This is a genomic window from Paraburkholderia edwinii (assembly GCF_019428685.1).
In the GTDB taxonomy this organism is placed as follows: Bacteria; Pseudomonadota; Gammaproteobacteria; order Burkholderiales; family Burkholderiaceae; genus Paraburkholderia; species Paraburkholderia edwinii.
Genome location: NZ_CP080096.1, coordinates 1,670,892 through 1,685,365 on the forward strand (window position 1 = coordinate 1,670,892; position 14,474 = coordinate 1,685,365).

At 63.4% G+C, this 14,474-nt stretch carries 14 protein-coding genes; 7 read left to right on the top strand and 7 right to left on the bottom strand.

Annotation, left to right across the window (positions count from 1 at the left end; all coding sequences use genetic code 11):
- Positions 1–67: 67 nt before the first annotated feature.
- A complete protein-coding gene (locus KZJ38_RS29230) occupies positions 68–574 on the bottom strand; it encodes a BspC domain-containing protein (RefSeq protein WP_219803542.1) in 507 nt (168 codons plus the stop codon).
- A 141-nt stretch (positions 575–715) separates the two neighbouring features.
- Between KZJ38_RS29230 and KZJ38_RS29235 the strand changes: the two genes are divergently transcribed.
- Complete coding sequence (locus tag KZJ38_RS29235; RefSeq protein WP_219803543.1) at positions 716–1,117, top strand: hypothetical protein; 402 nt, start codon at positions 716–718, stop codon at positions 1,115–1,117.
- A gap of 140 nt (positions 1,118–1,257) precedes the next feature.
- The gene (locus KZJ38_RS29240; RefSeq protein WP_246642067.1) at positions 1,258–2,997 is read left to right on the top strand and encodes a peptidoglycan D,D-transpeptidase FtsI family protein; all 1,740 of its coding nucleotides are present in this window, start codon (positions 1,258–1,260) and stop codon (positions 2,995–2,997) included.
- Positions 2,998–3,259: 262 nt separating this feature from the next.
- Here the strand turns inward: KZJ38_RS29240 and KZJ38_RS36770 are convergent, their stop codons facing one another.
- Complete coding sequence (locus tag KZJ38_RS36770; protein WP_246642068.1) at positions 3,260–3,808, bottom strand: hypothetical protein; 549 nt, start codon at positions 3,806–3,808, stop codon at positions 3,260–3,262.
- A gap of 1 nt (position 3,809) precedes the next feature.
- On the opposite strand from KZJ38_RS36770, the gene KZJ38_RS29250 reads away from it, so the two are divergent.
- Positions 3,810–4,616: a M23 family metallopeptidase gene (locus tag KZJ38_RS29250; RefSeq protein WP_246642069.1), complete on the top strand. Its 807-nt coding sequence runs from the start codon at positions 3,810–3,812 to the stop codon at positions 4,614–4,616.
- Positions 4,617–4,705: 89 nt separating this feature from the next.
- Positions 4,706–5,545, top strand: a complete 840-nt coding sequence (locus tag KZJ38_RS29255; protein WP_219803545.1) for a D-alanyl-D-alanine carboxypeptidase family protein — start codon at positions 4,706–4,708, stop codon at positions 5,543–5,545.
- Here KZJ38_RS29255 and KZJ38_RS29260 read toward each other — a convergent pair.
- Positions 5,542–7,608, bottom strand: coding sequence for a CAP domain-containing protein (locus tag KZJ38_RS29260; protein WP_219803546.1), 2,067 nt, complete (start codon positions 7,606–7,608; stop codon positions 5,542–5,544). The two genes, KZJ38_RS29255 and KZJ38_RS29260, sit on opposite strands and share 4 nt — an antisense overlap.
- Positions 7,609–8,161: 553 nt before the next feature.
- Between KZJ38_RS29260 and KZJ38_RS29265 the strand changes: the two genes are divergently transcribed.
- The 3 genes from KZJ38_RS29265 to KZJ38_RS29275 all read left to right on the top strand — a co-directional run bounded on the left by KZJ38_RS29265 (position 8,162) and on the right by KZJ38_RS29275 (position 11,303).
- A complete protein-coding gene (locus KZJ38_RS29265; protein WP_219803547.1) occupies positions 8,162–8,713 on the top strand; it encodes a cupin domain-containing protein in 552 nt (183 codons plus the stop codon).
- A 127-nt stretch (positions 8,714–8,840) separates the two neighbouring features.
- Positions 8,841–9,884 carry a sulfate ABC transporter substrate-binding protein gene (locus KZJ38_RS29270; protein ID WP_219803548.1) on the top strand — a complete coding sequence of 348 codons (1,044 nt, stop codon included), beginning with the start codon at positions 8,841–8,843 and terminating at the stop codon, positions 9,882–9,884.
- Between the two features lie 453 nt (positions 9,885–10,337).
- The gene (locus KZJ38_RS29275; RefSeq protein WP_219803549.1) at positions 10,338–11,303 is read left to right on the top strand and encodes a glycosyltransferase family 2 protein; all 966 of its coding nucleotides are present in this window, start codon (positions 10,338–10,340) and stop codon (positions 11,301–11,303) included.
- Between the two features lie 2 nt (positions 11,304–11,305).
- Here KZJ38_RS29275 and KZJ38_RS29280 read toward each other — a convergent pair whose 3' ends face one another.
- Genes KZJ38_RS29280 through KZJ38_RS29295 form a run of 4 tightly spaced genes read right to left on the bottom strand, consistent with a single transcriptional unit; the run spans position 11,306 to position 14,375 of the window.
- On the bottom strand, positions 11,306–12,109 hold the full coding sequence (locus KZJ38_RS29280) for an amino acid ABC transporter ATP-binding protein (RefSeq protein ID WP_219803700.1): 804 nt from the start codon (positions 12,107–12,109) through the stop codon (positions 11,306–11,308).
- Between the two features lie 35 nt (positions 12,110–12,144).
- A complete protein-coding gene (locus tag KZJ38_RS29285) occupies positions 12,145–12,804 on the bottom strand; it encodes an amino acid ABC transporter permease (protein ID WP_219803550.1) in 660 nt (219 codons plus the stop codon).
- Positions 12,801–13,445: an amino acid ABC transporter permease gene (locus KZJ38_RS29290; RefSeq protein WP_219803551.1), complete on the bottom strand. Its 645-nt coding sequence runs from the start codon at positions 13,443–13,445 to the stop codon at positions 12,801–12,803. The genes KZJ38_RS29285 and KZJ38_RS29290 overlap by 4 nt, the downstream gene beginning before the upstream one ends.
- Before the next feature lie 21 nt (positions 13,446–13,466).
- On the bottom strand, positions 13,467–14,375 hold the full coding sequence (locus tag KZJ38_RS29295) for a transporter substrate-binding domain-containing protein (protein WP_219803552.1): 909 nt from the start codon (positions 14,373–14,375) through the stop codon (positions 13,467–13,469).
- Positions 14,376–14,474: the final 99 nt, after the last annotated feature.

The following is a 14,474-nucleotide window of genomic DNA, read 5'->3' on the forward strand; positions in this document are numbered from 1 at the left end:
CGGGTTAATCCGGCTATCCGGGCCGCCGCCGTCCTTCAGCGCACGCGATTGACGGCGCTGCGCGCGATCAGCGCGGCGCGAACGGTTCCAGCGTGACGGACACGACGTGCGAATGCCAGAAACCGCATCTGGCGATGGCCGGCACCCACGCATGGTTGTGCTTGCGCGTTCTCGCTGAGCCGTGAATCGTCACCATCGAATCGACCTGTGTTGTGGCCGGCTCAGGCGTGCCCGTCTGCGGCGTACTTGGCGCGACGCTTTGTGCGGCGCTCTGTTCGGTGCCTGGTGCCGCACTCTGCGTGACGCCTTGCGTCGAGGAAGCCGGCGCGCTGCTGTCGACGTCGGCGATCTTCGCCTTCAGCAGGCGCACGTCGGGTGCGAGAAACGTGTCGTAGCGCGTGGCGGTGCGGATCCAGCGGTCGATTTCCGCTATGCAATTGATGACCGCCGGGCGGACGTTGATGTGGGTGAGATACGCGTAGTCCTCGGGAATCTCATCCTGGGCCTGCGATGAGGCGGCTTGAAGAAGCAGGAGAGCGCCGGTCAGGGCGATAGGAACAACAAAACCTTTCATGGTGGCTAAGAGGCGAGTAAGGCAGTTTATTGCAGCAAACACCGATTAGACGGCATGCTCTGCGTGTTGTGTGGTTTGACGCGCGTTGCACGATGTGGCCAGCTAATATGGCGAAAGTTCCGCTGCCACCGCGCATTATCCATGAGAAGCCGCCTGTCAGTTTTCAATCTGGTCGTCGCGCTGGGCCTTGTCGTGCTGATTTCGACGGCCTGTTCCAACAAGGACAGCGTGTTTTCAAGGCCGCCCGCGTTGACCATGCGCTCGCATGCATCGGTCGCGGCGGTGGCCGACTGCATCGCGGCGAGGTGGAGAGCCAGCGCGCGCCATCTGCACCGCGTGCGCCGGGACACGATCGTCACGTTGCAGGCACAATCCTTTTTCAGCGGCGTCAAGATCGGCGTGCGGCTAAGGCCGGGCTCCGGCGCGACGCTCGTTCAATTCTTCGAGCGGCGTGTCGCGGACCCGCTTTACGCGGCGATGGTGCGCGCTTGCGCGCTGCCCGCTGGAACGATCGCGCCGGCGAACGTTAAGCGAGACGGGTAGATTCCGCGCGGTGCGGCTCGCGCGGCTCGCCGTTCGTGTCTCGCAGTTCGCAGCTCGCAAGTTACGGTCTGCGGCCTTTTGGCCTTCGAGGCGGGTTTGTTACCCTATCCCGTCTTCCATCATCGTGGAGCCTCGCCGCCATGCCCGATTCCCGGAAGCGAAGCCCTTTCACGCGCACGGCAGGAGTAGGGCATGCCTACCCGAAGGGGCGCTCGGCCGTCGTGGCGGCCGCGTTCGCCCTGGCGTTCGTCGCGCTCCTGCTACGCGCGTTCTGGGTTCAATGCGTCGACTATGGCTTTTATCAATGGCAGGGCGACCTGCGGCAGGTGCGCGATTTCCAGATTCATGCGATGCGCGGGCGGCTACTCGATCGGGACGGTCACCCGCTCGCGCTAAGCTTGCCCACGCGTACGCTTTGGATCGATTCGAGCGACGTCGGCGATGTTTCGGCCGGCAAGGCCTCTGCCGTCGCTTCGTTGCTAGGTCTTGACGCCGCACGCGTTCGCTCGCTCTTCGACGCGCATCGCCCCTTTGCGTATCTGAAGCGTCAGGTGTCCGATGCCGTCGCGCAACGCGCGATGCGTCTCGATGTGCCGGGGCTCTATATGGCCCGCGACTATCGCCGCTTCTATCCCGAAGGCGGCATCGCAGCCCACGTGACCGGCTTCGCCGGCGTCGACGGCGTCGGGCAGGAAGGCATGGAGCGCGTCGATAACCGGCTTCTGACCGGCGTCGACGGCAATCGGCGCGTGCTGCGCGACGCGCACGGACGCGTCATCGATACGGTGTCGCTCGTCAAGGCGAAAGCCGGCGCAGACGTTCGGCTCTCGATCGATCAGGCGATCCAGTACGAAGCGTTCAAGGCGGTCAGAGAGGCCGTGCAGGGCAGCGGCGCGCGCGCGGGGTCGGCGATCGTGCTCGACGCGCATACCGGCGAAATTCTCGCGCTCGCGAACTGGCCGACCTACGATCCGAATCGGCGGTCCGCGCGCCACGGAGACGGGGTGCGCGACCGCGCGGTGACCGATGTGTTCGAGCCCGGGTCGGTGCTAAAGCCCTTTACGATCGCGCTCGCGCTCGAGCATGGCGTGGTCGAGCCGGGATCGATCGTGCCGACCGACGGCGGGCGTTTGCGCCTCGACGGCGCCGTGATTCACGACGACAAAAACTTCGGCACGCTGACGGTTTCTCAGGTGATCCAGAAGTCGAGCAACGTCGGCACGACGAAGATCGCGCTCCTGCTGACGCCGCGCGACATGTGGACCAATTTTCGCGCGGTCGGGCTCGGACGGCCGCCGGTTGCGGGTCTGCCCGGCGCTGCTGCGGGCAATTTGCGGGCCTATGCTCACTGGCGGCGCATCGAGCAAGCCACGATGTCGTACGGGTACGGCTTATCGGCCTCGCTGCTGCAGCTTGCGCAGGCCTACACCACGTTCGCCAACGACGGCGTGTTCGTGCCCGCCTCGATTCGGCCGGTCGGCCCCGCGCCGATACACGGCCGGCGCGTCTACCGCACGCATGTCGCGCGCGAGGTCAGGGCGATGCTCGCGACCGTGGTCTCGGATGACGGCACGGCGCCCGAGGCGTCCGTGCCCGGCTACACGGCGGCGGGGAAGACAGGCACCGCCTATCGCTGGACGCCGCGCGGATACGACCACAGCGCGTATCGCGCGTCGTTCGTCGGCATGGTGCCCGCGGACGCGCCGCGCGTCGTTATCGCAGTGTCGATCGACCGTCCGCGGCGCGGCTCGCACTTCGGCGGCGCGGTTTCGGGCCCGGTGTTCTCCGCCATCGCGGCGCGTACGATGAGCATTCTGAACGTGATGCCCGACAACCCCGGCGATCATTTCGTCTCGACCCCGCGCGAACCGGCGACGTGAGTGCGGCGCTCGGTTGACTGCCCTGCGTGACGAGCGTGCCGTCCCGCGTCGATGGCGCTGTCCGATGTGTGCACGGCAATGCTCGATTGCGCCGCACGACCCGTGCGCTGCGCTTCTTACTCTGCTCGACGTGCCGCCCATGCAATTGGGGCCGGTAGAATCGCGCGGATTTTAAGCCTCGTTTAAGTTTCACTTAAGCTTCGCACCTTACGGTTTGGCCTTCCCCGACCTCATGGCCAAGCCAGCCGTCTCCATGCCGTCGCTACCATTCAGTCGATTCGCCGCGCACGTCGTTCGTGCGTGCGTGCAGCGGGAATAGGGGCAGTGCGCTCGCCGTCACACGCCGATGCGCACCTGCCGCAAGCAGGCTCGTCGATCCCGCTCCCTGTTTTTCCGCTTTCTTCTCCATGCCTTTTCCCGTCGTGGCGGCGCTTTCGACGCGCGCCAGCAAAGTCATACTCCTCTGTGCGATCAGTTCGGCCTGCACAGCGTTGCTGATCAACGAGCCGTTTTCCGTCCCCCATACGAAGCCGCGTGCCGATAGCGACGATGCGGACGCGTTGCCCGCGCAACCGATGAGCCGCGATGCCGATGCCGATGCGTCGCGCGCCGCGCGCTCGGCTGAGGCGTCGAACCTGGCGTCGAGCGCGCCGGAGAATGCGGCCGTGGCATCGAGCCGGGCGTCGAGCGCGCCGGCGATCGCAACTGCCGCTGATGCCGCTTCAAGCGTTGCCTCCGCCGATAGCGGCGCAAACGCTGCGAGTGGCGCAAGCGGCGCCGCACCCGCGCCGCCTTCGATGACGGTGCGCACCGTGCCCTTGCAAACGAGCTTCGACGATGCGCTGAAGCGTCTGGGCGTCGACGCGCGCACGGCCTCGCTGCTCGAGCGTTCGTATGCGGGTGTGATCGACTTTCGCCGCGATTTGCGGCAGGGCGATACAGTCAGCGTGGTGCTCGCGCCGCGCGCACCCAGCGGGCCTGGTGACGCAAGAGCGGGCACCACAGCCGATGCAGCGAAACCCGTGGTGCGTGAGCCCCTCGCGGTGCGTGTGCAGCATGGCGCCGCGTCGCACGATCTGTTTCTGCATCGCAATCTGCAGGGCGAACCGTTCTATTACACGAAGCGCGGCACAACCGCCACGCCGTCGTTTGCGCGCTATCCGCTTGCGTACACGCGCGTGTCGTCGGGCTTCGCGCTGCGCCGCCTCGACCCGGTGACGCGTCGTTGGCAGAGCCACGACGGCGTCGATCTCGCGGCGCCGGCCGGTACGCCCGTGCATGCGACCGCGCGCGGCACGGTCGCGTTTATCGGCCGCGAGACCGGCTACGGCAGGATCGTCGTGCTCGACAACATGCCGCCGTATCAGACCGCGTTCGCGCATCTGTCGCGTTTCGCGAAAGGTTTGCACATCGGCAGCCACGTGCATCGCGGGCAGGTGATCGGCTATGTCGGCTCGAGCGGCTGGGCCACGGGCCCGCATCTGCATTTCGAGGTGCGCGTCAACGACGTGCCGCGCGATCCGCTCACGGTTGCCTTGCCCGGCGACGGCTCGGGGCTGCACGGCGATGAACGCAAGCGCTTCGCCGCGCAGGCGCGGCGTCTGTCGGCGCTGCTATGAGGCACGCTTTGCCGCTTTTGCTACCTGCGTTGCCAAAGCCGCCGCGGCCGCCGCGGCGCCCGGGCCTGTTTGTGCCTCGCGCGCCGCGCATGCGGCAACTCCTCACGGTGGTCGTGATCCTCGCGTGCCTCGTTCCCGCACTCGTGCTCGCGAAGCGCGCGATGCCGCGGCCGGCCGTGCTGGCCCGCGCGGCGATGGTCGTCGATCTCGCGACCGGCCGCACGCTTTACGCGAAACATGCGGACCAACGGTTGCCGATCGCGTCGCTGACCAAGCTGCTCACCGCGATGGTCGTGCTCGATTCGAAACGCTCGCTGCTGCGCCCCGCGCGCATCACGAACGACGACGTCGATCGTCTGAAGTGGTCGCGCTCGCGTCTGCCCGTGGGCTCGCTGCTGTTGCGCAAGACCATGCTGCATATCGCGCTGATGTCGTCGGAGAACCGCGCGGCGTTTGCGTTGAGCCGCGACTATGCGGGCGGGCGGGGCGGCTTCGTGCGCGCGATGAACCGTACGGCGCGGCGGTTGCATATGCGGCACAGCCATTTCGTGGACCCGACGGGGCTCTCGCCGCGCAACGTCTCGACGGCCAGCGATCTCACGCGGCTCGCGCGTGCCGCGTATCGCTACGCGACAATCCGCAAGTACTCGACGTCGGAAGGCCAGCTCGTGCTCGGCGGCGCGGGCCCGCTCATGTATCACAACACCGACCCGCTCGTGCGCCGCGCCGCGTGGCATGTCGGCCTGCAGAAGACCGGCTTCACGAACGAGGCCGGCCATTGCCTGATCATCGTCACGCAAGTGCGCGGACACGCGATGCTGTTTGTGCTGCTCGGCGACCCGACACCGACGGCGCACTTCCAGGACGCGATCGATCTGCGGCGGTGGCTGCTCAGCCGGCCGCCGACTCACGCGGCGCACACGCTTTAACGTTGGCCCATGGCGATCGGAGCCGTCGAGTCACCCGATTGATCGGTTGACGTTTGGGTCTTCGCTGAAGACGCTCCAGAAGCGTGCCTCGACGTCGTATCCGAAACATGGCCTGAAACCGATCCTGGGAACAGGATCGGGGACGGTGCATCGATCGGAGTCTTTCCCGGAATATCGATCGGCAATGTTCCCTTGATTCCCTTCTCAACGACGGGAGTCGTGGCATGAATCGGAGCCGTCCCCGGAATCTCGACCGGTAACACACCCTTGATCGAACCAGGCTTCTGCGTCCGAGCCGGAGCCGGAGCCGGAGTCGGCTTCGGTCGGTGCGTCGACGGTGTACCCGGGCGGAAAATCGGCGACGGCGCGTCGATCGGAGTCCTCCCCGGGATATCGATCGGCAATGTTCCCTTGATTCCCTTCTCAACGACCGGAGTCGTGGCATGAATCGGAGCCGTCCCCGGGATCTCGACCGGTAACACGCCCTTGATCGAACCAGGCTTCTGCGTCCGAGTCGGAGCCGGAGTCGGCTTCGGTCGGTGCGTCGACGGTGTACCCGGGCGGAAAATCGGCGACGGTGCATCGATCGGAGTCTTTCCGGGGATATCGATCGGCAATGTTCCCTTGATCCCTTTCTCAGCGACCGGAGTCGTGGCATGAATCGGAGCTGTCCCCGGGATCTCGACCGGTAACACGCCCTTGATCGAACCAGGATTTCGCGTCGGAGCCGGAGCCGGCTTCGGTTGGGACGTCGAAGGTGCACCCGGGCGGAAAATCGGCGACGGCGCGTCGATCGGAGTCTTTCCCGGGATATCGATCGGCAATGTTCCCTTGATTCCCTTCTCAACAACCGGAGTCGTGGCATGAATCGGAGCCGTCCCCGGGATCTCGACCGGTAACGCGCCCTTGATCGAATCAGGATTTTCCGTCGGAGTCGGAGCGGGAGTCGGTGTAGGTTTCGGTTGAGGCTTCGGTTGAGGCTTCGGTTGGGGTGTCGGTTGAGGATTCGTCGGATCCGGAAACGGGGTACCCGTCGCCAGATCGTTTTCCGTCGTCATCGTAAAGTTACGCGAGAATGGCGTGCCATTCACCGTGCCGTTGATTGAGACCGCATACTGAGTGCTCGGCTGTATGTTATTCAGGTCGTTCGCCGTCACATACGCGACGCTCTGGAACGGCTGGAGCAGTTTGTTCGGGTCATTTGCCGAATCGAGCAGCGTCAAGGTAAACGAGCCACCGGTTGATGAGATCATCGTTCCCGACGTCAGGACGATACGGTCCGACGCGTTACCCATGACAAGTATTTCCGGCCCGACTGTGCCAAACTCGCCCCCGCTAGCCGGGATATTCAACGACTGCGAATTCGTCATCGCCACGTTCGTGGAACCCGCGCAGGGAAACGTAATCGGCGACGAAGCGATGGGTTGAGTCGCCGTATCGAAAACATCCATGGTTACGAATGCTGTTTGTCCGGCCTGGATTGAGCTATTTCCCGCCACGCCCACCAGATTCACCGGGGTGAACAGATTCGTAGCGCTATAGACGTCTGCGAGCAGATCAAAATCAAGTGCCTCCTGTGCCACGATATCGGCATCGGCCGCGAGGATCGTCTCTTCTGAGCTTGCGCCGCCGCCGACAGCATTACTGGGGAAACCAAAGTGTTCGGCACGGGCGAGCGCCGTGGCGCCGGTGAAACCGGACTTGCCGGCCACTTCGGTGTCGGCCCCGGTCGAGTTGGCTACCTGATACTTCTGATGGGCCTCGGCGGCCTGATCCAGTAGGGTGTTTTCCTGCAGCGCCGGGAAACCACACTCATTTCTGGCCTGATTCAGATGCTGGAACAGTGCGAGTTGCACGCTGCCGGCGGGATACGCAGGCGATGACAGCGTGCCTGAAACTGCTTGTGGCATGGCAGCGGTAGCCGCAGCAAGGCTGGCGACAGGAGCCGACAGGGCGAGAGAACATGCGATGGCTATTGCGGAGTAGTTACGCTTTGCGTCTTTCATCATTTTCCCTTTAGTTATTGCGACGTGTTTTATTAATCGAATAAATTTTAACGACATGGCGATTTTTTTATCGAATCAATAGTTGTATCTAAATATTGGCGTAAGTTTTCTTGTTGAATCTATTTTTAGATGCCTATTAATTATCATCATCTTTTTAAAATTAAAATCAGACATCGACAAAAACCCGTCACATATTATTTATAATCATTTATTCCGAAAAAACCGCTCGCATAATCAAAACGGAAATATCCGGAAAGAAACCGCTCGCATAATCAAAAATTGAAATGGCGCAACGCCAGGCCCGAGCAAACCCGGTCATCCGCCCGTTCATCAAGCGGTGCGGATTGAACCGGTCACTGCTTGTGTTAGCGATTTCCAGGTCCGCCAGGTTGCGCAGGTTTCGTTAGGGTCAGTTAAGACGCTTCGTCAAACAGGCAACGCCTGGTTTCCCGTTTCGCTCCATCCGGCGGCGGCAATGCAGGGAATGAACAGTCCGTGCCAGGCGTTCCATTGATTGCGCGGTTTCGAATAACATCGGTTGGCTCGACGTCGAGCCCGATGCCGATGTTAGTCGGGCCGCCTTGTCCGCCATCAAGGAGTGAACGAAATCATGCAAGCCAACGCCGCGGCCCGTGCCCGTTTTTTCAATTCAGACCGTTTCGGCCAGTTCGACCATCCTGCTGTGCGCCAGCCGGCGCAGCGCCGCCGCGCGTTGGTGCGCGGCTCGCTCGCCGCGCTCGGCGCCGGCCTCGGCATCGCCTTCGCCGGCGCGGCCTTCGCGCAACAGCCGGCGCAGCAGGCCCCGCAGCAGGCTTCATCGGGCATCAAGGTCGAAACCCTGCTCAAAACCACCAAGTCGTGGGACGGCACGCCCTACAAGGGCTATCCGTCGGGTTCGCCGCAACTGTCGGTGCTGAAGATCGAGATTCCCGCGCATTCGGTGCTGCCATGGCATACGCATCCGATGCCGAACGCGGGCTATGTCGTGTCGGGCGAGATCACCGTCGAAAAGAAGGACGGCGAGAAACAGACGGTTAAAGCCGGGCAGGTCTTGCCCGAAACGGTGGGCAGCGTTCATCGCGGTGTAACCGGTGATAGTCCGGTTACGCTGATCGTGTTCTATGCGGGCACCGAGGGAATGCCGCTTTCTCAACATCCGTAAGCGGCTTCGCGAATAATAGCGGGCCGGCGGCTTTGATATCGGTTGCGGACGGCTGCACGCTGTGCAGCCGTCCGCGAGCATTCGCCGGTTTGTATTTGTCAATAGAGCGACCCTCAACGGAGAAAAAATGACTGGCAAGACGGCTCAAGCACGTCCGCTCGCCGCCGCGCGCTTCGCGCTTGCGGCGGCCGCGGCACTGGCACTGTGGCAAGGCGCACCGCAAGCGGCGCATGCGGATACGACGCTGCTCAACGTGTCGTACGACGTGGCGCGCGAACTCTATAAGGACATCGACCCGGCCTTCACCGCCGAATACAAGCAGAAGACCGGCGAGACCGTCAACGTGCGCCAGTCGCACGGCGCGTCGAGCGCGCAGGCGTTGTCGGTGCTGCAGGGCCTGCCGGCCGACGTCGTCACGATGAACCAGCAGAACGATATCGATCTGCTCGCGCAGCAGGGTCATCTGCTGCCCGAGAACTGGCGCACACTCTTGCCGCACGACAGCGCGCCGTATACGACGACGATGGTGTTCCTCGTGCGCAAGGGCAATCCGAAGCACATTCAGGATTGGGACGATCTCGCGAAACCCGGCGTGCAGGTCGTGATTCCGAATCCGAAGACGGCCGGCAATGGCCGCTATTCGTATCTGGCCGCGTGGGGCTACAAGAAGCTGCATGGCGCGACCGACGCGCAGGCGCTCGACTTCGAGAAAGCGATCTTCCGCAATGTGCCGGTGCTCGATACGGGCGGACGCGGCGCGACCACCACCTTCACGCAGCGCGGCATCGGCGATGTGCTCGTGACCTTCGAAAACGAGGTGTCGCTGATCGATAGCGGTGTGGGCGGCGGCGGCTTCGATGTCGTGTATCCGTCGATGAGCATTCTTGCGGCGCCGCCCGTTGCGGTGGTCGACAAGGTGGTCGACAAGCGCGGCACGCGCAAGGAGGCGCAGGCGTTCGTCGACTTCCTGTATTCGCCCGCCGGCCAGGAAATCATGGCGAAGCACCATCTGCGTCCGACCGATCCGACCGTGCTCGCTAAGCACGCCAGCGAGTTCAAGCCTATCAAGACTTTCACGATCGAGCAGGTATTCGGCAACTGGCAGAACGCGCAAAAGGTGCATTTCGCCGACGGCGGTACCTTCGACCAGATCATCGTCGACCGGAAGTAATCGCGCTGCGCGGGTGCAGGCCCGCGCGCTTCTCATCCCAAGTCATCATCGCGGGTCCCATCCCGCTTCCGCATCGCGGTTCTCATCGCGATTCAGCATCGCAATTCATCGCGTCCCTTCGCTACGCAGGCCCAGCGCTTGCGCAGCGACTTCGCGGCGACTTGTTTCCGTGTTCGGAACTAATTCGCCACGCGATCAATCACGTACTACTTTCAGGCCATCAACAGATGGCGCCTTTCCGGACATTCCGGATTTCCGGGCATTTGCGTGCGTGAATGCGCCGTGCGGTTTCGAGGCAATGCGCGGCTTCCGCCTGCAATTTCCGCTCCCGGCGAGCCGAACGCCGCAACAGGTTCGCTCGCGCGCGGTGAGTCCGGCCGTGAGTCCTCGCGTCAGATTGTTCGACAGTGAAGCGTCGGGCACGAGTGCGTCCCTACAGGAGAGTCACTTCGTATGACAACGGAAACCAAAGTCTCCATTTGCCTGCCGACGTATCAGCGTCCGGATCTTATCGTCCAGTGCCTCGATTCGTGTCTTTCGCAGACGTACCCGAATATCGAAGTGTTGATCGGCGACGATTCGAAAGACGACCGCACCAAAGCGCTGATCGAAACGCGCTATGCGAACGAGCCGCGCATCCGTTACCGGAAGCACGAGCCATCGCTGAAGCAGCCGCGCAATATCGCGAGCCTGTTCGCGCGCGCGACCGGCGACAAGATCGTACTGATTCACGACGACGACTATCTCGCACACGACTGTGTGGACCGGCTGCTGCGTGCATGGACCCTGAGCCCCGGTATCGACGTGGCGTTCGGCGATCAGTACGAGGTGGACGAGGCTGGCAAGATCGATATCGAAGGCAGCGCGCGGCTCAATGTCGCGTATTTCCGTACCGCAGCGGCGCAGGGCCTGCAACGTCTGCCGGGACGCACCGGCGTGATCCAGATGTTGCCGAATAACGGCTGGATGGCGAACGCCGATCTGGTCAAACGCATCAGCTACAAGGAGCGTTACGGTCTCGGCTGCGAGTACGTGTTCGGCACGGAAGTATGTCTCGCGGCGCGCGGCGTGTACTACCTCAAGGAGTACGTGTCGTATTACCGGAAGACCGGCGTGTCGATCACGACCGCGACGCGCGCGTCGCTCGGCGCGGCAACGATGCTGGCCTACGATTTTCTCGTGCACCTGGCGTTGCCGCCGCCGCTCGAGCCCGCGCGCCGCATCGCCTTGCGGCGCATGGTGCCGATCGTCGTGTCGATTTACTCGAAGAACGGCGCGCCGCTGCGCGCGCTGCGGGTCGCGTTGACGCATCTGTATGCCTACCGCTACGGCCTCGACCGGCGGCTTTATTTCCACCTCGCGAGGATCGCCGTCGCGTCGCTAAAGCCTAGCCACGGCGTGCCGCAGCGCGCCGATTGAGCTCAGCCTTTGTTGAAGCGCGCGAGAAACTGCTGCGCGCGCGGTGACTTCGGCGCGCCGAAAAACTGTTCGGGCGGCGCGCTCTCGACAACCTGCCCGCCGTCCATAAACACCACGCGCGTCGCGACCTGGCGCGCGAATTCCATTTCGTGCGTGACGATGATCATCGTCGCGCCTTCGGCGGCTAGCGATTTCATCACGGCCAGCACTTCGCCGACGAGTTCCGGGTCGAGTGCGCTGGTCGGTTCGTCGAACAGCAGTACGTCGGGTTTCATCGCCAGCGCCCGCGCGATGCCGACGCGCTGCTTCTGGCCGCCCGACAGCCGCGACGGAAACTGATCGCGCTTTTCGGCGAGGCCGACGCGCGCGAGCAGCGCTTCGGCTTCCGCGCGCACGCTCGCGCGGTCGCGTTTCAACACGTGGAGCGGCGCTTCCATCACATTTTCGAGCACGGTCAGATGCGGCCACAACGCGAAATGCTGGAACACCATGCCGATCTTCGCGCGCATCCCGGCGAGGTCCGCATCGCTCATCTTGATGCGCGTGTTGTCGCGCACGCCCATGCGTTTGCCGGAAATATGCACGCTGCCCGCATCGGGCGTTTCGAGCCAGTTGATGCAGCGAAGCAGGGTGGACTTGCCGCAGCCGGATGGCCCCAGCAGGCAGATCGTTTCGCCTTGCGCGACTTGCAGCGATACGTCGCGCAACACGAGATTGCTGCCGAACGACTTCGAGATGCCGCTTAGCATCACGACGGGGCGTGCGTCATCTTGCGCGGCAAGCGTGGCATCGTGCAGGGTTTGCATGGTTTTAGCGGCAGCCCACGAAGCGGTAGGGGAGTTCACGCGCGGCGTTCCTCGGCAAGTTTGTTTAATGCACCGGTGCCGGCCTCGATTGCGAGGCATACGCACCAGTAAAGCAGCACGGCCGTGACGAAGGCCGCGAACGGAATGAAGTAGGTCGACTGGATGCCGGTCATTTCATGTGTAAGTTCGTTGACGGCGATGACAGTTAGAAACGCGCTGTCCTTCACGATCTGAATAATCTGGTTGCCGATCATCGGCATCGCACGCAGGAAGATCGGCGGCAGGATGATCCGGCGCAGCAGCGTGAAACCGGAAAAGCCGTAGGCCTTGCCCGATTCGATCAGCGTGACGGGCAGTTCGTGCCATGCGCCGCGCAGCAGTTCGGCCATATAGGCCGTGTTGTACAGAATCAGCGCGATCGCGCCGGCCCACCAGTTCGACAAGCTGATGCCTAGCGTCGGCAAACCGAAATAGATCAGATAGACGAACAGCAGGAACGGGGCGCAGCGCATCGCATCGACGTAAGCCGTCGCCGCGCGCGCGATCGGCTTGCGCTTCGACATCAGCATCGGCGTCAACAGAGCGCCGAGCACGAGCGACGCGAGCGCCGACGACACCAGCAGAATCACGGTGTTCAGCAGGCCCGACAGCACGTCGGCGCGCTGCGCCCAGATGGTCGCGAAGTCGTGAATCATGCGGCTTCTCCTTGCCGCATACGTGATTCGATGCTTCGTTGCACGCGCAACAATACATAGACAATCACACCGTACAGCACGAGCGCGAACACGAAGGGCGGCAGCGGCTCGTACGTGTTCGAACCCACGCGCAGCGCCGCACGCGTGATTTCCACAATGCCGATCACAGCGACGGCCGGCGTCGATTTGATCTGCAGCGTCATCTCGTTGACGAGGCCCGGCAGGCTCGCGCGCCAGACCTGCGGCAGCACGATGCGGCGCATGCGGGTGAGCCGCGGCATCGCGAACGACAGCGCCGCGTCGTACTGATCGCGCGGAAACTCGATCAGCGCGCTGCGCCATACTTCGCAATTGAACGCGGACGTGCTGATCGTCAGCGCGACGATGGCCGCGGGCACCGGGTCGAGCGACAGACCGAACTGCGGCAGCGCGAAAAAGATCAGCAGCGTGAGCGTGACGGTCGGGCACGAGCGGACGATGCTGACGTACGAATACACCGCGCGGTCGAGCACCGGCACGCGCGCCCAGCGGATCAGCGCGAGCGCGAGGCCGAGCGGCACGCCGAGCACAATGCTCGCGAGCGACAGCGAGATTGTCGACAGCGCGCCGCGCGTGATGCTCCAATAGTCGAAGGCGGTCATCAGGCGGGCTCGTCTACGGAATCAGTTGATCGACTGCGGCATCGACTCGAAGCTCGCGCCGAACCACTTCTTCTGCATCGCGTACATTTCGCCGCTCTTGCGCAGATCGAACAACACGGCGTTGATCATCTGCAGTGCGGCCGTATTGCCTTTCTTCACGGCCCACGCAATGTAGACGGGCTGGCCGAGCGCCTGGCCGAGTGCGAAATTGTCGGGGCGCGTCTTGATCAGCGAGTTCAGATTGATCTGCGTGTTCGCGACCGCATCGAGCCGGCCCACGCCGAGATCCTGATAAGCCTCCGGATACGACTGGTATTCGACGATCTGCTTGATGCCCTGGCCGCCATGCTTCTTTTTGAGGGCTTCGTCGTAGGCCTTCAGGTCGGCCAGCATCGCGCTGCCGGTCTGCACGCCGACCACCTTGCCCACGAGGTCGTCGCCCGATTTGATGCTCGAGCCTTTCTTCGTTGCGTAGTACGTCGTCGATTCGACGAGCGGCGTCGTGAAGTCGAAGGTGTTCTTGCGCTCAGGCGTGACGAGCACCGCGGTCACCGCCATGTCGTACTTGCCCGTCGTCACGCCGGGCAGAATGCCGGGCCACGGCATGATCTGCTGGCGCACCTCGACCGGCAGCTTCTTCTTCACAAGCGCGAGCATCTCGTTGTCGTAGCCGGTCGGCTTGCCGTCGTCGACGAATTCGAACGGCTTGAAGTCGTCTTCGGTCGCGACCGTCAGATAGCCGCGTGCCTTGATGTCGTCGGCGCCGGCCGCGTGGGCGGGCTTCGCGAAGCCGAGCCCGAGACTCGAGGCGGCGAGCGCCGCGAACAGCGTCAGGACGACGGCGCGCCGGGCGGATGCGTGCGGTCGCGTGGCGATGGCGGTAACGGCGGTGAAGCTGGACGTGAAGCGGGATGTGAAGCGGGACGGCATGTCATTCCCCTTTGCGGTTTGGATGCGGCGGTCGATAAGTTGTCGCTGGGTCGTCGCTGCGTTGTCGGTACGAGACAGCGATATTTGTTTGCACACTTA